The 19,950-nt window shown below is 36.0% G+C and carries 17 protein-coding genes; 2 read left to right on the top strand and 15 right to left on the bottom strand.

Annotated features, from left to right (window positions below; genetic code table 11):
- Window positions 1-114: 114 nt before the first annotated feature.
- On the bottom strand, window positions 115-2,541 hold the full coding sequence (gene pheT, locus KRODI_RS14540) for a phenylalanine--tRNA ligase subunit beta (RefSeq protein WP_013752385.1): 2,427 nt from the start codon (window positions 2,539-2,541) through the stop codon (window positions 115-117).
- Window positions 2,542-2,831: 290 nt separating this feature from the next.
- Between pheT and KRODI_RS14535 the strand changes: the two genes are divergently transcribed.
- Complete coding sequence (locus tag KRODI_RS14535) at window positions 2,832-4,082, top strand: peroxiredoxin family protein (RefSeq protein ID WP_013752384.1); 1,251 nt, start codon at window positions 2,832-2,834, stop codon at window positions 4,080-4,082.
- Here KRODI_RS14535 and recG read toward each other — a convergent pair whose 3' ends face one another.
- A complete protein-coding gene (gene recG / locus KRODI_RS14530; RefSeq protein WP_013752383.1) occupies window positions 4,083-6,185 on the bottom strand; it encodes an ATP-dependent DNA helicase RecG in 2,103 nt (700 codons plus the stop codon).
- Window positions 6,186-6,266: 81 nt separating this feature from the next.
- Between recG and KRODI_RS14525 the strand changes: the two genes are divergently transcribed.
- Window positions 6,267-8,363, top strand: a complete 2,097-nt coding sequence (locus KRODI_RS14525) for a M1 family metallopeptidase (RefSeq protein WP_041295734.1) — start codon at window positions 6,267-6,269, stop codon at window positions 8,361-8,363.
- On the opposite strand, the gene KRODI_RS14520 is transcribed toward KRODI_RS14525, so the two are convergent.
- The 13 genes from KRODI_RS14520 to KRODI_RS14460 form a co-directional block, all read right to left on the bottom strand.
- A complete protein-coding gene (locus tag KRODI_RS14520) occupies window positions 8,364-8,882 on the bottom strand; it encodes a hypothetical protein (protein ID WP_013752380.1) in 519 nt (172 codons plus the stop codon).
- A gap of 179 nt (window positions 8,883-9,061) precedes the next feature.
- A complete protein-coding gene (locus tag KRODI_RS14515; RefSeq protein WP_013752379.1) occupies window positions 9,062-10,381 on the bottom strand; it encodes an MFS transporter in 1,320 nt (439 codons plus the stop codon).
- Between the two features lie 197 nt (window positions 10,382-10,578).
- Window positions 10,579-11,088, bottom strand: a complete 510-nt coding sequence (locus KRODI_RS14510) for a GNAT family N-acetyltransferase (RefSeq protein WP_013752378.1) — start codon at window positions 11,086-11,088, stop codon at window positions 10,579-10,581.
- Window positions 11,089-11,374: 286 nt separating this feature from the next.
- Entirely contained in the window at window positions 11,375-11,953 is a 579-nt protein-coding gene (locus KRODI_RS14505; RefSeq protein ID WP_013752377.1) for a hypothetical protein, read from the bottom strand.
- Between the two features lie 176 nt (window positions 11,954-12,129).
- Window positions 12,130-13,527, bottom strand: a complete 1,398-nt coding sequence (locus tag KRODI_RS14500; protein WP_013752376.1) for a DUF6794 domain-containing protein — start codon at window positions 13,525-13,527, stop codon at window positions 12,130-12,132.
- Window positions 13,528-13,777: 250 nt separating this feature from the next.
- Window positions 13,778-14,470 carry a hypothetical protein gene (locus KRODI_RS14495; protein WP_013752375.1) on the bottom strand — a complete coding sequence of 231 codons (693 nt, stop codon included), beginning with the start codon at window positions 14,468-14,470 and terminating at the stop codon, window positions 13,778-13,780.
- Between the two features lie 71 nt (window positions 14,471-14,541).
- On the bottom strand, window positions 14,542-15,402 hold the full coding sequence (locus KRODI_RS14490) for a glycerophosphodiester phosphodiesterase family protein (RefSeq protein ID WP_013752374.1): 861 nt from the start codon (window positions 15,400-15,402) through the stop codon (window positions 14,542-14,544).
- Between the two features lie 23 nt (window positions 15,403-15,425).
- Window positions 15,426-15,782 (bottom strand): type II toxin-antitoxin system HigA family antitoxin, encoded by a 357-nt coding sequence (locus KRODI_RS14485; protein ID WP_013752373.1) that lies wholly within the window; start codon window positions 15,780-15,782, stop codon window positions 15,426-15,428.
- 1 nt (window position 15,783) lies between these two features.
- Window positions 15,784-16,077: a type II toxin-antitoxin system HigB family toxin gene (locus KRODI_RS14480; RefSeq protein WP_013752372.1), complete on the bottom strand. Its 294-nt coding sequence runs from the start codon at window positions 16,075-16,077 to the stop codon at window positions 15,784-15,786.
- Window positions 16,078-16,192: 115 nt separating this feature from the next.
- On the bottom strand, window positions 16,193-17,230 hold the full coding sequence (locus KRODI_RS14475) for a TlpA disulfide reductase family protein (protein ID WP_013752371.1): 1,038 nt from the start codon (window positions 17,228-17,230) through the stop codon (window positions 16,193-16,195).
- Between the two features lie 97 nt (window positions 17,231-17,327).
- On the bottom strand, window positions 17,328-18,347 hold the full coding sequence (locus KRODI_RS14470; RefSeq protein WP_013752370.1) for a retron St85 family RNA-directed DNA polymerase: 1,020 nt from the start codon (window positions 18,345-18,347) through the stop codon (window positions 17,328-17,330).
- A gap of 225 nt (window positions 18,348-18,572) precedes the next feature.
- A complete protein-coding gene (locus tag KRODI_RS14465) occupies window positions 18,573-18,917 on the bottom strand; it encodes a hypothetical protein (RefSeq protein ID WP_013752369.1) in 345 nt (114 codons plus the stop codon).
- Between the two features lie 2 nt (window positions 18,918-18,919).
- The gene (locus KRODI_RS14460; RefSeq protein ID WP_148236012.1) at window positions 18,920-19,768 is read right to left on the bottom strand and encodes a hypothetical protein; all 849 of its coding nucleotides are present in this window, start codon (window positions 19,766-19,768) and stop codon (window positions 18,920-18,922) included.
- Between the last annotated feature and the right edge of the window lie 182 nt (window positions 19,769-19,950).

Below are 19,950 nucleotides of genomic sequence, written 5' to 3'. Positions count from 1 at the left end.
GATACTAGGTGATTTATGTATTAATTAAACAAAACAGTTAAGAAAATATGAGCAAAAAAAAAGCTCTTAGATACATCAAGTATCTAAGAGCTTCAAAATAGTACAGCTACCTTACTATCGAAGTGTAGCTCCTAGCTCTTTTTCAAAACGCTGTTGCAGTTTATTCATCGTTTTGTCTATCTGCTTATCTGTAAGTGTCTTGTTTTCGTCTTGTAACAAGAAGCTTACTGCATAACTTTTCTTGCCTTCAGGAAGATTTTTACCTTCGTAAACGTCAAAAAGATTTACATCTTTAAGTAATTGTTTCTCGGTTTGCTTTGCAATGGTTGTAATATCTTCAAACTGAACATTTGCATCTAGTAAAAGTGCAAAGTCACGTCGTACAGAAGGATATTTTGGAATGTCCTTAAACTTAACATTATTACGAGCAGCAATCTCTAAAATAGCATCCCAGTTAAAATCTGCATAATACACATCTTGGGATAAGTCAAATTTCTTGAGGATACTTTTCTTAACGATACCGTAGCTTACTACTTGTTGTTTTCCTAGTGATAGTCCTACGGCTTCAGAAAAAATATCATTCTTCACTGCAGAAGACCGTACTCTAGTAATCCCTAATTTTTCTAGTACAGCGCTTACCACGCCTTTGAGGTAATAGAAGTTAGTTGGAGTGGTAGGGTTGGTCCATGATTCTTCGGTGCGACTTCCAGTAACAAATAGGGCAAGGTGCTTATCTTCTTTGCGCTCCTCTGTGTAGTTATGGTAGGTTTTACCAAACTCAAAGAGTTTAATGTTTCCTCTACGACGGTTTACGTTGTATGAGATAGCTTCTAATCCAGAAAATAACATAGACTGTCGCATCACACTCAATTCTTTCCCTAGCGGATTAAGCATCTCAACTTGATGCTCCTCCTTAAGATTTTCAGAAAGTGCTGTATATGCTGGTGTAGTAAGACTATTTGCCATCATCTCATAAAAACCTTGAGCGGCAAGTTGGTTTCCTATCACGTCGCTTACTTTGTGATCGTCAAATTTTGAACTTGAAGACACCGTAGCATTAAGCTTTTTACCAAAGGTGATATTATTGTAACCGTACACTCTTAGAATTTCTTCTATAACATCTGCCTCGCGAGTTACATCGTTTCTAAAAGCAGGAATAGTCATCCCAATGCCACTTTCTGTAACGTTATTGATTTTGATATCTAGTGACATCAATATACCTTTAATAACTTCCTTAGGAAGTTCTTCTCCTATAAGTTTTGTAGCGTTATCAAAGTTCAAGAATACCTGTTGATCTTCTATTTTCTTTGGGTAGATGTCTACAATCTCGCTAGTAATTTCTCCACCAGCAATTTCCATAATAAGAAGCGCGGCTCTAGTGAGAGCATACTCTGCAATATTAGGATCGATACCTCTCTCAAAACGGAAAGATGCATCTGTATTTAAACCATGACGTTTAGCCGTCTTACGTACAGCAACAGGGTTGAAATAGGCGCTTTCTAAAAATATAGCAGAGGTGTTTTCTGTAACTCCGCTGTGGGCTCCACCAAAAACTCCTGCAATACACATAGGTTTCTCTGCGTCACAAATCATTAAGTCATCTTCATGTAACTCACGCTCTACACCGTCTAGTGTAGTAAACTTAGTACCTGCTTCTACAGTGCGCACTTCAATCTTATCTCCTGCAATCTTGTTTAAATCAAAAGCGTGTAGTGGTTGTCCTAGATCATGTAATACATAATTAGTCGCATCTACAATGTTGTTAATAGGAGAGAGGCCTATGGCTTTAAGTCTGTGCTTTAACCACTCTGGAGATTCGCTCACTTTTAAGTCGCTGATCACAACTCCTGCATAACGAGGTGCTTTTTCTGCATCTAGTACTTGAACATCGATCTTGTGTAGGCGCTTCTCAATTTTAAATGAAGATGTAGATGGAGTAATAAGACCTTTATTAACCCCTTGTTGTAATAAACCTGCCTTAAGATCACGGGCAACACCCCAATGGCTCATTGCATCTGCACGGTTAGGTGTTAATCCTATCTCAAAAACTTGGTCGTTTTCTATTTCAAAAACCTCTGCGGCTGGTGTTCCAGGGATAAGATCCTCATTAAGAATCATAATTCCATCGTGGCTTTTACCTAGCCCAAGCTCGTCTTCTGCACAGATCATTCCGTGAGATTCTTCACCGCGTATTTTACCTTTCTTTATTTTCCAAGCCTCACCTTCTTCTGTGTAAAGTGTAGTTCCTATGGTTGCTACGGGTACTTTCTGTCCTGCTGCGACATTAGGAGCTCCACATACTATTTGTACAGGTTTATCTGCACCTATATCTACTGTGGTTATCTTGAGTTTGTCTGCATTTTCATGCTGCACACAAGTAAGTACGTGACCTATTACAATTCCTTCTAGTCCACCTTTTACACTTTGGTAGGTGTCTATTCCTTCAATTTCTAGACCTAGGTCTGTAAGGAGGTTTCCGGTTTTTTCGGCACTCCAATCTATATCGATAAACTGCTTTAGCCAGTTGTAAGAAATCTTCATAAAACGTTGCGATTTTAAGACGTCAAAGATAGAATAACCTAGCTAGTGAGCAAAGCAGATGAGCGAGTATCTCAGTAGTTTTTTTACGCCTCCCGAGGTGAGTTAGGTACTAGTTTCGCAAAAGCGTGTTTTAGCAACACGTCATCTCGATAATTGGTGACTATAAACACTGTTTTGTAGGTGTTTGGCATTTTCTAATTACTAGGCGGTGAGACTTTATGCGTAGCTTACTATTTTAAACTTCTGTAAAGCTTTAAAAGAATGAGACTGTGTTGGTATATCTTTGATTTATGAAACAGATACTTATTCTCATCTCATTTATTAACATTATTTCTTGCAAACAAGACAAGGTAGTAATCACCCCTCAAAAGTTGAATTCAGGCTTTTGGAGAGCTACACTAGCTGTTCAAGATCAAGAAGAACTTCCCTTTATATTTGAGGCAAATGATGATGGAACTATTTCCATTTATAACGCAGAGGAGCGCATAGAGGTGGACGAGATTGTGATTAATGGCGATAGTATACGTATCCAAACTCCTGTTTTTGAAGGATATTTTGTGGGACGCTTTCGCGAAAGCGGAAATCAAATAACGGGCTCTTTTATAAAGCCAAGTCTTGATCGTGTGGTGCCGTTTACAATAAATTACGGAGTAAAAGAGCGTTTTATTTCTGCAGGCGAAGCACTAAGCGAGAATGAAGCGATTGTCAATATTGATGGTAGTTGGGAGACTGTTTTTAGTCCAGATAATGCTGACGAACGATACATCGCCAAAGGTACTTTCAAGTCAGATGGTGATATTGTTACGGGTACTTTTAGAACAACTACAGGGGATTACCGTTATCTCGAGGGGAAGTTAGATGGCGACGAACTTAGACTGTCAACATTTGACGGAGCGCATGCTTTTCTCTTTGTGGCAACTGTAACAGATAGTACGATGCAGGGGCAGTTCTATAGCGGAAACCACTTTAAAGAAGCATTTACAGCGATAAAAAATAATGACTACGAATTGCCAGACGCAAAAGGGCTTACGTATTTAAAAGAAGGGTATGATCGATTTGATTTTTCATTTAAAGATACCAGCGGTCGTATAGTTTCTTTGCAAGATGAGGAATACAAGGATAAAGTGGTGCTTGTGCAAATACTAGGTTCATGGTGTCCTAATTGTCTTGAAGAGTCTACGTTTTTTAGAGATTACCTAGTGAGTCACCCTAATGAGGATTTAAAATTAGTGGGACTAGCATTTGAATATGCAAAAACCGAAGAGACAGCAATACAAAGTATTAACCGACTTACAGATAGGTTGCAATTACCTTATCCAGTGCTGCTTGCGCAGTATGGAGAAGGAGCCGACAAGAAAAAAGCAGCCGAAAAGCTGCCTATGCTTAATCATGTACTTTCATACCCAACTACGATTTATATTGATAAAGATGGTGCTGTGAGACGCATCCACACTGGATATAACGGTACAGCGACAGGGGAGAAGCACCTTGAGTTTAAAGAGGAGTTTGAGGAATTTGTAGCGCAGTTACTAGCTGAGTAATTAAGATATATAGCTCCAGATATTTTTAAATTTCATCATCTGGGCATACATGAAGCGTATGATTTGATTTTCTTCTTTTTTAAAGGTGGGATCATCCTTAACCACAGCCCACGCATAGCTTCGGGCTACTTTGAGGATGTCATTATCTCTTATAATATCGGCTATCTTGAGGTTTAAGGCACCACTTTGTTGGGTTCCTGTAATATCACCAGGACCACGTAGCTTTAGATCAACCTCTGCGATTTCAAAACCATCATTGGTGCGTGTCATCGTCTCTAAACGCACTTTACTGTCGCTTGACAACTTATGACTGGTCATCAAAATACAGTAACTCTGCTCTGCGCCACGACCTACACGACCACGTAATTGGTGTAGCTGACTTAACCCAAAACGTTCTGCGCTTTCTATAATCATCACAGATGCGTTAGGCACATTTACGCCAACTTCAATAACGGTAGTGGCGACCATGATTTGTGTTTCGCCTTTGATAAAACGATTCATTTCAATCTCCTTATCGGCTGGTTTCATTTGTCCGTGGACGATAGAAATTTGATATTTTGGCATGGGGAATTCTCGCGAAATACTCTCATATCCATCCATCAAATCTTTGTAATCCATGGCCTCAGATTCTTGGATTAATGGGTATACAATATAGACCTGTCTTCCTAGTGCAATTTCGTCTCTAATAAACTTGAAAACTTTGAGCCTGTTTGAGTCATATCTGTGCACTGTTTTTATGGACTTTCTACCCGGTGGAAGTTCGTCTATAACACTCACATCTAGATCGCCGTAAACGGTCATAGCAAGGGTACGTGGAATAGGGGTGGCGGTCATCACAAGTACGTGTGGTGGGTACTCATTTTTATGCCATAATTTACTGCGTTGTTTTACGCCAAAACGGTGTTGCTCATCGATTACTGCAAGTCCAAGATTCTTAAATTTCACCTTGTCTTCTAGCAGTGCGTGGGTCCCAATTAAGATGTTTAACTCACCATTTTCTAGCTGTTCATGAATGATTCTTCTTTTTGAAGTTTTGGTTGAGCCTTGTAGTAGTGAAATACTGGTGTTCAATTCTTTACATAATTCTTTTAAACCATGATAGTGCTGCACTGCCAGGATGGCAGTAGGCGCCATCAGGCAAGCTTGAAAACCGTTGTCAAGCGCCATGAGCATTGACATGAGTGCTACTATGGTCTTCCCAGAACCTACATCTCCTTGTAAAAGACGATTCATCTGGGCATTTGTGCCCAGGTCATGACGAATTTCTTTGAGCACTCTTTTTTGTGCACCCGTTAATTCAAAGGGTAAATGGTCATTGTAAAAGGTGGTGAAATTAGGTCCTATTTTTTCAAATGGATACCCTTTTATTTTAGTTTTATGGTTTACATTTTTGAATGCTAATTGCAGCTGAATGTAAAAAAATTCTTCAAATTTTAATCGGTATTGTGCCCTTGCTAAATGCTCTTGAGATTGCGGGAAATGAACGTTCAAAAGCGCCTCTCTTTTTGGCATCAATTTAAGCTCAGTTAGGATGGGTTTTGAGAGGCTCTCAAAGAGGTGATTTTTACACTCTAAAAAGAGGGTTTGCATGACGCCATTTACCACCTTATTTGTGATCCCTCGATTGCTCAATTTTTCGGTAGATGGATATACCGGTTGCATCGCAGATTTGATACTTTTTTCATGATCTGCAAGTAGCTCCATTTCTGGATGAGGCATGGAAAAATTACCGTTGTAATAATTACATTTTCCAAAAATCACATAAGGAGTATTGAGCTTTATACTCTCCCTAATCCATTTATGTCCTCTAAACCACACAAGCTCCATTTGCCCAGTTTCATCTTTAAAAGTAGCAACGAGTCGTCGCCCTTTTCCTTCTATCATTTTGAGTCCTGAAAACTTGCCTATTATTTGCACATCGGCATTATTACGTTCTAGTTCGCCTATTTTGTAATACTGCGTTTTATCAATATACCGATTCGGAAACAGGTGCATCAAGTCCTGAAAGGTATGAATACCCAGCTCAGAGCGGAGCAAGTCTGCTCTGTTAGGACCTACGCCTTTGAGGTAATCTATTGGAGTTTGTAAAAAAGTGGGATTCATTAAAGTAAAAATAAGGTCTTTAATCAGATTTTCGAATTGATATTTAAAAGATAGTGGCTTAAAAGTTGTTATTTTTAAATTATGAAATACCTATTCCTGTTTTTAATCACCTGTTGCGCTTTCGCGAAGGCGTATGCTCAAGATATATCTCCACAAACCGCTTCTGTTGATTTTAAGACCATAAATGCGTCCTTGTCCTTAGATTTTGACAGTAAATCCGTTTTGGGATCCATTGAAACCACCTTTATGATATTACAAAATGTAGATCAGGTAGTCGTGGATGGCGTCGCAATGAAGGTTGTAGATAAAACACCGTCAATCACTGTCACTGCTACAGATAGTACCATTGTTCTCACTGGGGAATTTAAGGCAGGTACAACCTACAAAGCCCAATTTGATTATCAAGTGAAACCATTAAAAGCGGCTTACTTTGTAAATAATAACGGTAAAGAAGAATTCTGGACGCAAGGACAAGGGAAGTATACATCGCACTGGTTACCGAGTATAGATGATATGAACGATAAGATTGTTTTTGACTTAAAAGTAGCTGGACATAATAGTAAGACCATCATAGCAAATGGAAAAGGGAATAGAGTTTTAAAAGATTATGGTGCTCTGTTTTCTTCTTTTGATATGCAACAACCTATTTCTAGCTATCTCGTTGCGCTTGTAGCTGGGAATTATGCCATGAAGAGCGAGACTGCTAGTTCTGGAGTTACGTTGGAGTATTATTACCATCCTGAGGACTCGCTCAAAGTTGCGACTACTTATAAACACTCAAAAGAGATTTTTGACTTCTTAGAAACCACGATTGGAGTGCCGTTTCCTTTCCAAGATTATAAACAAGTTCCCGTAAAGGATTTTCTGTATGCAGGGATGGAAAACGCAAGCCTCACTGTGTTTTCAGATAGTTTTATGGTAGATGAGATAGGCTTTACAGATCGTAATTATGTAAATGTAAACGCACACGAGCTCGCGCATCAATGGTTTGGAGATTTAGTCACAGAAATTAGTAGTGAGCATCACTGGCTCCATGAAGGTTTTGCTACGTATTACGCATTCCTAGCAGAGCGTGAGATTTTTGGAGATGATTATTTTTACTTCAAGCTTTTTGAAACCGCAGAGCAGCTACGTGAACTCAGCGATATGGGCGAAGGGCAGAGACTCGTAGCTGCTGGAGGGAGCAGCCTCACGTATTATCAAAAAGGCGCGTGGGCAGTGCATATACTACGAGAACAATTAGGAGCCGAAGCTTTTGATACCGCAGTAAGAAATTACCTGACTAAGTACGCTTATAAAAACGTCACAACAGACCTATTTATGGCAGAAGTAGCCGCAGTAACAAGCATGGATCTCACTGCATTTAAGAAAAACTGGTTATACCAGAGTGCCTTCCAAGCAGAGGAAGCGCTTGCTTCCCTCAAGGAAAACGCATTCATGCAGCAGTATTTCCAACTGCAGTCGGGTAGAGCAGTGGCGCTTTCTTCTAAGTTTACAGCGCTCATGAATGCCATAAATACAAAAAACGACTATCTAGGTGCAGAGGCGATTTACCAGCTCTCACAAGAATCTATAAACGCTACGCTTCCGGCATATAAAAGCGCCATGGCAACAGAGAATGTTTTTATAAGACAAGCTATTGCTAGTTCGCTTGAGGAAGTTCCAGAAGTACTAGTTCTTGAGTTTTATGAGTTGCTTAGTGATCAGAGCTATATCACACGAGAGCAGGCTATGATTAAATTGTGGGTATATCACCAGCAACGCAATGATCCTACGTCACAACGTAAAGTACTCGACCTTATGGATAATCAGATGGGATTTTCAGATGGCAATATAAGAACACTGTGGCTTGCGTTATCCCTCGCGACACCACAATATAAGCCTGAGCAATCTTTAGCTCGTTATAAAGAGCTTATAGGTTATACAGCACCATCTCAACCGTATCAGCTACGGGAGAATGCATTTAACTATGTAAGACAGCTAGAATCTTATGAGGAGGAGAGCTTGCATAATCTTATAGAAGCTAGTGTACATCACGTTTGGCGTTTTCGCGAAAGCGCAAGAAAGCTACTTACTAATGCCCTTAAAAATCCAAAAATAGCCGCTATGCTTCTGAATATAAAAAGCGACCTCTCAGAACAAGAAATCGCTTATTTAAAACGTATAAACGCGTTATAACTAGATAATCTCGCTTACTTCTTGTTTGATAAATTGTAAAGCCGTGTCGCTAGGAGCTGGCGTATCCATAAGATCACGTAAGATTGTCTCACGCAATTTATCACTAGTATCCACTTTATCGCTCATATTAGTCTTACGAATGAGGGCTGCAGTTGCACTTTTGGCAGTGCGCACCACGTTCCAGCACTCTTGAGTAATATAGATTTGCTGAGATAAATTATGCTCAAATTCCTCTGTAATGGTGCGTAATAAAAGCGCTTCATATTCATTTGCATCATCACTGTAAGGCTTTACACGCGATACTAGATTGCCTGGTGAGATACGTTCAAGGAAGAGTGTAATGCGCTCATAGGCTTGTAATTTTTGCGGTAACGCATTTGCCTGATTGTCTTTATGAAGTTGGAATCTGCGTTGTCCTTGTTGCTCCTTTATGTACTGGCTAAAAAAGTAATATGCCAGCAACGCAACGATCACTGCGGGTAGAAGGTTGAAGGCTAGATTAGTAAGATCTTGTGTCATGATAAGTAGGTTCTGGTTGCTATGTTCTGGATGAATAACAAACTTACTTGCTTTTTAGTATGCAACCAAATGTGATGTGAATAATAGGGTTACGCGAAAATTGGCCTCACATCAATTCCTTTTATAATATTTGTTTTCTGTTTACTTTATTTGTGATTAGTTCTTACGTTTGGGTCTAATTATACCTTTTTCTTTTCAACATTAGGCAGGCGGTAGCTTTTTATGGCACCCCAAAAGCCTAAAATAGATAGTACAACGATAACAACCTCTACGGATATCAAGGATAACACAGCGCTCAATCCTCCTGTAAAAAGTAAAATGATCCCTATGATGGTGTTACTTACAGAGACATAATTTGTTCTTTCATTACCCTTTGCCATATCTAAAACATATGTTTTTCTACCTTGACGCACGCCACTGTGCGCAATACCGAGGATAAAGAAAGCCAAGGGATATAGCCATAATTGCGTTTTAAGAGCTGCTGTGAAACTTACTAGAATGACCAACATGATACCACAAAGCGAGGCTATCGTAACTGCATATGCCATCGTATTTTTACTAGATTTATCTGCCAGCTTTCCCCAGGATGGCGAACTAACAATAGAGGCAAGTCCATTTGAGATAATGAGTAACCCTAATAGATAGCTAGTTCCCTCCACGTTATTTTGTGCTAATGTGACGTAAAACGGTGCAGATAGGGCAGAGCAGAGTAATAACGATCTTGCGATCACGAAGTTTCTTAGGTGGCTATCTTCTTTAAGCAGTTTTATATTATCTAGAATACTATTCTGCTCGCTCTCGTCTGTTGTAATGTCTGTTGGGAATTCTTTGATAAAAGCATAAATCACCGCTGCAATGATCCACATGGAAGCTGCAAAAAATATGAGGTTTGTATAAAACTGTATATCCTCATTAGTTTTAGACTTATAGGTAATGTACAAACCTGCAACAAGAACTAAAATACCAGCAAATGAGGAGGTATAACCTCCTAGTTTTCCTCTCCTCGTTTTTGGGATAGTCTTTCCTTTTACATCCTTAGAACTCACAGAAGCTAGAGCACGCGCAAGGCTAAAAACAATTAAACATACAATGATTAACCACCCTGCGGTTTGTTTTTCAAATTGTAATGCGACAATCCCTATTGCAGCAATAGCAAGACCTTGAATAATAGCACCTATAACCCAGATGTACTTACGTATGGGTTTTCTTTTTACATAGTTTGAGATAGCAACTTGCGGGATAAGGGCACCAGACTCACGTATAGGGACAATGAGACTTATGAGAAAAACCGGTGCTCCCACATAATTCATGAGCCATGTGAGCACTGTTTTAGGGTTGCTAAGTGTATCACCCAGTTTTGTAAAGGTGTGTGTAAAAAGTATGCTAAAGTAATTGGTAGCAACATGTTTACAGGCCTCATCTGTAATGCCTTTACAAACAAGCTCATCGCCTTCATTATTTAAGTACTTGTAGAGTTTATAGAGGGAAGATGATGGCATAAAGCGTATTAAGATATTTACATAATAACAAAGCGATAAATATACGTTTATTATGTCTTTCAGTCTTTAATGGAAGTTAATGATGGATTAGTGCGCTTTCGCGAAAGGTACAACTATTGAGAATCCTGTACTTAAAAGATATGTAGTCTTGTAAGTTGGTATGAATGAATATCCCAAATATGCCATTGTAATCAATGCTATGAGAGCGTCCTACCTAAGATAATGCGGTCGCCTCTATCTGCAGATGTTACTTGATCCATATACTTCATATCAAGTTTTTCTAATACTCTTCTAGATGCTAGGTTGTGCGGACTTACAGTGGCAATAATCTGGTCAAGTTGTAGGGTTTCTGCTGCATACAAAATCCAGTGGTGACCTATCTCTGTGGCAAAACCTTGACCCCAGTGACTATCGTTTAATATAAAACCAAATTCACAATACTCTTTATCTTGATACTTAATTTTATGGATACCAGAGACTCCTATAAAACGATTGCTCTCTTTTAATATAACGCACCGGAAGCCAAATACAGGCTCTTGCTCATTTATAAAATCTGTATGAAGTAAGGAATCAAATTCGCTTCTAGTAAAAACGCTTTCTTTTAGTGTAGATGCCATAACGCGATTATTAGTACAAAACATATCTGCAGCATCTTCTAGATGTTTTGGAGATATTGGCTCAAACCTTAGTCTGATAGTTTCTAGCATAAATAATAATCAAAGATTAGGGAGTGGAACTTTATGGATTCTAATCTGTTAATAGTGAATAGCAATTTATCTTACATTAAATATACAAGAATTTATAGTGAAGCATACGCTTTCGCGAAAGCGTAACAGCCATTGAAATATCTATAAAAAAACAAGCTTTTAATACAATCATGAGCCACAACTTATAGCGCAAGCCAAAGGTTTATAATGGCATAGATTGAATTAAAAGCTTGTAGTAATGGACTAGAACGCTAACTGCTTAGTGCAGCTTTTTTATTCTAATGTCTTATTCCTCATCTTCATCCTCTTGAAACTTGAATTGGTGCGCTTGCTCTAATTTGGCTAGCTGTGTTAATTCGTTCAAGTAATTCTGCTCTTGAATAGAAAATGTAGTCATCATTTTTGAAGAGCCTCCTGATAAGATAAATGCGATTATTTCATCAATAAGGTTAATGATTTTATCCAACCATTTAGGCAGTTTGATTCCTATCATATCAAGAATAGCGTAGATAATCTTTTTAATTTCTTTGATAATTCTATCAATTCCAAGTTTTCCTACGAGGGAACCTATGCTAGGGAACATCCCTTTTGCATTTTTGGCAAGTGATACACCTGAGCTTATTTTCAAAACTTCAATAACGTCATGTTCTTGTTGTTTTGATGACTTTTTTGCGCTCTCTCTTATGAACTGATTGAGTTCAAAAATTTGATTATTAAGTGATGGTGCAAATGATTGTATCACCGCCTTTTCATCTTCGTCCTCTGCATTTTTTAATGCGTGCTCGGTGATTCCGGATACTAAGGTTTCAAATTCGCTTAAAAATTGTTCAAGAACGTTGTCTGATTTTTTTGTTTCTGTAGGCATGTCAAAAGTTTTATGATTTATATTGACACAAAAATATCTTTAGAGTATTGATATGTAGTTAGTTAATTGCTCATCTTTATTGAGCGTAATCTCCCTTTATACATCGTGAAACAACTATTGGTTTAATAGGTTTTACGATTAGAAGAAGAATCGATTACAGAACTAATTGAGAAATTCTATTTTATCATTGGATTTTCTTCCTCCCATATTTTATACGACTCCTTATCTCCATTAAGCCAGTTTATGTATTGCATAATTAAAATTCCAGAAATCTCATCTCTGTCATAAATATCTCTTTTATTGAAATAGTATGAAAGCCTAGAACCTTCGTTAATATGCCATCTATATTTAATCGTCATACCCAGTCCTCCCATATGTGAATTGAGCATCCATTGATTCTCTTTTTCCAATACTTGCTTTTTTGCATGATAACTTAAAAAATTATCTAAGGCTACATTAGCTTCATAAATATTTTTAGGAATATAAATCCCATTGATTGAATCAAGAAGGATATCTCTTCTATAATTCTCTAGTCTTAAAGCTCTTCTTTCTTTTATTAGATCACGTGATTTTGTTATACTTTTTGGTCTGAATCTTCCAAAAAAACTATTTATAAATAATCTATCTACCTCTTTTGGAATCATACCATCGACATCAAAGTGTGTATTTTGCAAATAGCCTAGAATTAATTCTCTATCAAATACAGTGGTATCAATTACTAATTTTTCAACTTCAAACGTACCTCCTCTTACTAAGTATCCTTCTAAGTCAATTTTGTTACTTGCCTTATAATATTTATCATCATAATCAATATATTTAAGTTTTGATAAATTGGCAATTCCTTTTGCGATAGTTTTATTTGACTTTATTTCTTTTACATCAGACAAGGCAATATACTTGCCATTGTAGTAGTCGAAATATTCAATATTTGATTGTGGAGGAGAAAAGTCTTTCAAAAAGTCAAACATACCGTCAAAGTCAAACAGCTTAATTACTTTTAGTTGCTCAATATCATATTTTATTACTTGTTTTCTTTGATCAACTAAATAGATAAAACCATTATTTACTAACAAGAAATTATTTTTTAGAAATATTTCTTTCTCATTATCTGGGATTCCTGATTTTAAAGTGGCGATTCTTTCTATTTGAGATTGTGTATAAATCAGGCCACAATCTTCGTTGCTGTAATTGCAATTGGTAAACTCACTAGTGCTGTATGACTCAACTAGTTTTCCGTTTTTATAAATAGTTACATTATTAAAATCATCACCTTCATAATTCTTGTGATTAGTAAAATATATGATTGTGCTTCCATCATTAGATAGAACTAATCTAAATTTTGCATTTTTATATAAATCAAATGATCTGTTTAGGGTATATAATTTTTCACCATTTTTATAAACTTCTGAAAAACCTCTGGTTGTTGCAATTTCATGGTCGTAGGAAGTTGACTTAATAAAAGCCTGCCCATTTTCTGAGTAGGTAATAGATATAGGAACTTTACTAGATGTGGCTTGAGCTTTTAAGTTATACCCTAGAAAAATTATGAGGATCAAGCATAGAAGTTTTTTCATGTAGGTTTTGACTATAATTATATATTTCTGTTGACTTATATCACGACGTAATAAAAAACCTTTACATTGAAACTTAAAATTAGTTTAAAAGTGTTGACTATCAGTTAGATGTATGTAATTTAGAACGTAAATTCTTAATTTACATTTTTTTATAATAACACGCAAGTAATCATAGTGAAGCATACGCTTTCGCGAAAGCGTAACAATCAAACAGTAATCGCTTTTACAAAATCATCATAAAACCAAAACCCTACCCACCAATCAATTCATAAACAGTACCGTCGTTAATTGCTGAAATAGGCAATAGCTTCTTATCTAAATTCGTTGTTTTGTTCTTACCAATAGTCGACACTCTTTTACCTTCTATAAAGTTGGAGCTTATGTTACCGGCGCCATCTTTTTCGGCGTTGCCGTAGTTGTTATATTCGGAGCCTATGAGCATATAGTCGTTGTATGTTTTATCATATTTGATTTGTAACTCATAGTCATGCCTCATCGATTCGTGCTTCACACTGATCACATTTGCTCTGGCAACTTTTATTCTTCGGTTAGGGTTTACATGTAAAAAGGCTGAAGTCAAATTACCGGTTTGGCTTTTGAGTATAAAAGAACCATCTGCTTGTCCTTCAAAAATAGCAAGGCGCACATCTTTTGTGTTTGCGTAGTCTCTGTCGTTTTTTCCGCTGGCTAGTAATACCGCATAATCAGAAACGCCGTCTTTATTAAAATCTGACATTACTTTATTGAGTTCATTTCTAGAAATCACAAGTTCGTAATCGCTCGTGATGAAATCATTAAAACGTTTGATTTTGCTTTTAACTTCTTCTATGGATTTAATTGTTGGTTGTACTACCTGCTTTTTCTCTGGAAGCTGCTCTTTCTTTTCGGTGTTATTGCAAGAAATTAATACGATTGAAAGGATTAGAAGTGTTAGTCTGTTCATGAGTGTGGTAATCTAAGGTCGTAAATGCTGTTACTGGGTTATTTTAATACTAGGTGTTGCTGGTTGATTTGCTAATTTGAAAGTGCTTTTTGCACTTCAAGTGGTCTATCGGTTGCAAAGACGTCTATGCCAAGCTTTGTCCATTCTTTATAGAGTACATCGCCTCTTGTTTTGGCTTTTTTATCAAGGTTACCTAGAGTTCCTAGCATACACATCACTCCCTTTTCATGTAATTTGGCATACAATGATGGATCTGATTCTATGGTTCCCGTAAAAGCGACCATATTTTCCCATGGAATGCCAGAGCTAGCAGCTGTATCAAACTCTTTCATATTTCTAATGCTAACAGAAAGTACAACCTCAGGATTTAACTTGTAAAGTTGCTGTGCCGTCTCCATAGAGTAAGTAATAATCATCGATTGCGCTAAGGCATCGTTGTCCTCTATAAAACGAAGTACAAGTTCTGGATCAACGCTGCGCTTAATGTCAACCGTGAGGATGGCGTTTTCCTTTTTTGCCCAGTCTAACACATCCTTAAATAATGGGATTTTATAATTAGTAATGGTGTTAAAATCATCTTTGAGGTGGAGTTGTGAGAGTGTTGCCCAATCTTTTTGATCTACTCTTCCAGAGCCTGTTGTTGTTCTTTCCAGCGAACTGTCATGCATAAGAAATAAAACATCGTCTTCACTACTTGCCACGTCAATTTCAAACAACGCGTTTGGAATAGACTCTTTGATGTATTTCATGGTTTCTAAGCAGTTCTCAGGGTAGCCTGCATAACTCTTACCACCGCGATGCGCACTGATTAAGGTCTCGCCATTCTCAGTATAACTGAAGAACTCTTGTAGCGTATTTGTTTTCTCTGTAGCCGGATTGCATCCTGCAATAAGAATTCCAACTAGGAGTAGGGGAAGTAGTAGTTTTTTCATTGGTGTGTTTCCTTTAAGATTTCTCAATAATCCTGGATAAGTACGTCGGTTGGGATGTGTAATGTAGTGTTTAGGTTTCTTATCATTTCCAAAGTGAGCTTACGCTTTTTATTCATTATTTCACTCACTCGACTTTTGAAACCAATCATTTCCACTAAATCCTTTTGTTTCAATCCCATCTGTTCCATTCTAAAATTAATGGCTGAAATTGGGTCAGGCATTCCAATCGGAAAATTCTCTTTTTCGTAGTTGTCAATGACAATGGAAAGAATCTCTAGTTCGTCGCCTTCTTCAGTTCCCATTGTTGCATCAAAGAGGATTTCTAAACGTTCAAGAGCCTTTTTGTAATCTGCTTCGTTTCTAATAGGTTTTATATTCATCTTAAATTTCGTTTGCGTTAATTTTGTCATATTCAGCGTGCGTTCCTATAAAACGAATCCATGCAAGTTGGTATTCAAAATTAAATTTTACAATGAGTCGGTAATCATTTCCTTTAATATTAAAAACAATCCGATTGTCTTTCAAAATACTAGCTGTTGGATATTCCGATTTGAGTTCGTTGATATTTGACCAATTTGAATTTTCAGTTTCACGATACCACGACTTCAATTGTAATTCGCAATTACCATGTTTTTCCCAAAAATCTCGTAATGTTCCTCTCGAAAATATTTTCACTTCAATGTATTTGACGCAAATATATTAAAAAAGTTACCAAAATGATAACTTTTGTTTTTTTTAGAGTATCTTATAGTTTGGAAAACAGCCTAGTACACAAAAAATAAGTTTCGTTCTACTCCAAAAGCTTATTAATCTCTTTTTCAATCGTGTTTGTGCCTTCAGTAAAGCCTATGAATGATCTTACGATAATACCTTCTTGATTAATTAAAAAGCTATTAGGAATAGCGGTAACGGCATATTTTGAAACATTATCACCTTTCATTCCTTGTAAATCGGAAATATTAAGCCAATTGATATTATCCTTTTCGCTTGATTGTTTCCAGCTCTTTTTATCAGTGTCAAGGGAATAACTTATGAGAACTAAATCGTCTTTGCTAAATTTTTTAATTAACTCAGGAAACTCCTTTTTGTTTTGTAAACGGCAAGGACGACAACCAGCTGCCCAGAAATCTAATAAAATTACTTTTCCAGCATAGTCAGAGATTTTGTGTTGTTTGCCTTCTAGATCTGCCCCTTTGATGTCTCTAAATCTATCTCCAGCTTGGATATCAATCGCTTTTGCATAGGTCAGTAACTCCTGACCCTTTATTGAGTTTGTATTGATTGTATCTAATTTCTCATAAAAGAATAACAAGCTATCTTTTGAGATTTGTTTTTTCTTGTATAGTAGTTCCGTCAAGGCCATTTGGCTATTGGCATTAGCGTAGAGGAAGTCTACTTCTTTTTGAAACCTATTTGATGTATCGTTGTCTTGGGATATAGCGTTATATACGGTATATAGATCTGTTTGCTCAGAGCCTGTTACTTTTGCATTAAGGAAGTCTGAGTACTCTCCTGTAACGGACATATTGGTATTTTCTAAAAAGAAAAAAATATAAGGTTCTAGTGGCTTACCGTTTTTATCATAAAAGTTCAAATAAGAAAGCGATGGTAGCGCTACTGTTCCAGAAAAGTCAAAACGTTCATTAACCACAAAAGCTGAGTCTATATCCTTATCAATATCTCTATTGTAAAGAACAACTTTAGTGCTGTCAGGAAAATTTTTGGCTTGTACTGATAGGGTAAAACTATCAACTTCTGTTGCAGTCTTGTCATTCCTACAAGAAACAGACACCAAGAACACCGATACAATAATAATGAAAATTCTCAAGAGGATGGTTTTAAGATTGTGATGTAATGGTTTTGTAGAGGAGTGGAAGGGTAGGAGTAGGCTTATTTCTAACTCAGTTCTTTGTTATAAGTAGTGCTTATATCAGTTCTTTCAGTTTTGTTTTTGCCTCTAATGCATATTCGTTTTTAGGTTCAACAGATAACCAAAAGTTTACCTTACCTAAAATCACAAATAAATAATTAGCTTTTCTTATTTTGTTTTTTGACATATGAGATTTCAAACCAAATTTAAAGATGTAATGTAATTCTTGCTTTAAATCTCTTTTATAGTTTCGTGGTATTTTTATTTCTTTTTCTATCACAGAAATACCAGTTACTATCCTTTTGCTTTTTTTTTGATACAATCTAGTCTTGGAATCATTTATTACAAACCCTTCATCAATCACAATATCATTTACATAAGATATAAAGATTGCTGAAATCGTTGAGCCAGAAAATGTCAAGTCATCAGCATAACGAGTATATTTTAAATTAAATTTTTTAGCTAAATGAATTAATCTTTTGTCAAATCTTCTAGTAACTATATTACTTAAAATAGGACTAGTTGGTGCACCTTGAGGTAGTGTTCCGTCAAAACAACATATTTGAGCTAAATAGAAGGCTATTATATTTGGATATCCTAACTCTTTAAAAATAAAAATTATTCTATTTATATCAATATTAGGAAAAAAATCTTTTAAATCAATTTTTAAAAGATGATTTTCTCCAGCGTGGATTTTAGAATTTGTAATTATAGATTTTTTATGTGTAAAACCGTGTGCAGAAGAGTGTATTGGTATTTTCTTTAATATATTATTGTAAATCCAATATTGCATTTCAAGAAGAGCTGGAAAAGGTGTGGTTATTTTTCTGAATCCACCGCTTCTTTTTTTAATTTTAAATTCACGATAATGATTGTCAGGTGAGTTCACAACTGATGCAAGATAATTTTTTGACCTACCAAGTAAAAGACTTAAGTGGTCAAAAGTAAAAATAATAGGTACATTTTTATCTAATAGAATTCTGATGTAAGATAGATATTGTTCTTTTACATCTTCTTGCACTCTTCTAGATTCAAGGTAAGACTGCCATTTATTAAATGTTTCTTTATTCGACATAATAATTTTAATAAAAAAGGTGGTGAGAACTACTTTCTATTCTTCAGCTTTCACACAAACTAATGTTTTGTGTTGTTCGCGACACAAAACATTAGTTTGTGTGCGCGAATCTGGGCTCTGCCCAGTTCGCGAGCATAACAAATGAATTTTTCATTCATTTGTTATGCTCAAGGTTAAAATTAGCCTTAACCTTCGGAAGCGACTACACTTCCTTAATGCTAGTTTCTATACCACCTTTTTATTTAATAAAATATCTGCCGAAACATCATTTATGTTTGGCAAATATGGTTCATTTATTTTTAATTTACTAGCTAAAAATTCTTTTGGAATATTAGCAAATTTATTTCCTGCCGTTTTAGGCTGAAATTGTTGTTTCAAAATTATCTCTCTACCTTCTTTTGACAAGTTTATTTTATTGTCGTCAAAAGTCACAACTCCCTTTTCTTGATATTTTGAAATGAATTTTATTATTTCGTCTGGTTCAATTTTATATCTTGAATAGAAGGTATAGGCGTAAAGACCATCGATGCTTTCAAATAAATCTTTTAATATTTTATTTTCAAGTTCCATAATTAAAATCCTGTTTCATATCTTGTTAATAATGTTCTTCTCTTTTGCTCTTTTACATTGAATAACCACCAAAATATAGGAAAAACTGAATTTGGGGTATTTCCATTACAACCTTCCATTGTATACAAAGCTTCGGCATTACCATATCCGAAAGAATATTTATATAATTCTTTTTCATTAATCCATTGGGCTAATTTTAGTTCTAGGTCAAGCATTAAATCTTCAGCCCTATCTAAATCATCATTTTTATAAAATTCAGAAATACCTTTATCAAGCTGAAGAGCACAGAAAACACTAATGCCTTCTTTTTCCAGTTTTTCCACTGTATCTTTTGTACCAGCTATAAAACAAGTTATTATTTCAAAATCATCCGGAATGTTCTTTTTTAAATAATCTATTCTTCCCCTTAAGGTTTGTCCACTCCCAATAAATTCATCAATCAACACTATTTGAGTTCTTCCTTTTTTTACATATTTACCACTCTTGCCAACTCTATTGACAGTTTTAAATCCTTTCCATTCTTTTTGGAATAGAGGCATTTTTATTAAATCTAAAACTTTTTGTCCGCTATCAGCTTCATCGTCCCAAGTCATTGCTAAAAGTTGGGTTCGTTCAGCCTTGAATTTTGCAGTATCAATTATATATTCACAGATACTGTTTAGCAAAACAAGTAATGTTTCATTATTTAGATAATTAAACCTATCAAGTAAAGAGAATACTAAATCTTTACTTTCCTTTTTCTCGCAAAAATCTACTAATTCAAGAAGTTCATCTTGTTTGCCCATTAGCCAATTTTGTCTCATATAAAGGTTGGTTATTTTATTATAATCTTCTTTTTTTATTTTCTTCATATGAGTAATTTGCATTACCTACAACGGTTTTGTAAATGAAACGTAGCGTGCTAAAAAGACGCTATCGTTTCGGATTAAACACAAGCCGAATCTTTAAATTTTTCTTATTATATTTTTTTTCTCAATCAGCTAAATTTCAAAATTTAGCGAATTTCTAAAAATGCCCGAACATTCTTGTTAGC

The organism is Dokdonia sp. 4H-3-7-5 (genome assembly GCF_000212355.1).
Classification (GTDB): domain Bacteria; phylum Bacteroidota; class Bacteroidia; order Flavobacteriales; family Flavobacteriaceae; genus Dokdonia.
This window is presented reverse-complemented; position numbering and strand designations above follow the sequence as displayed.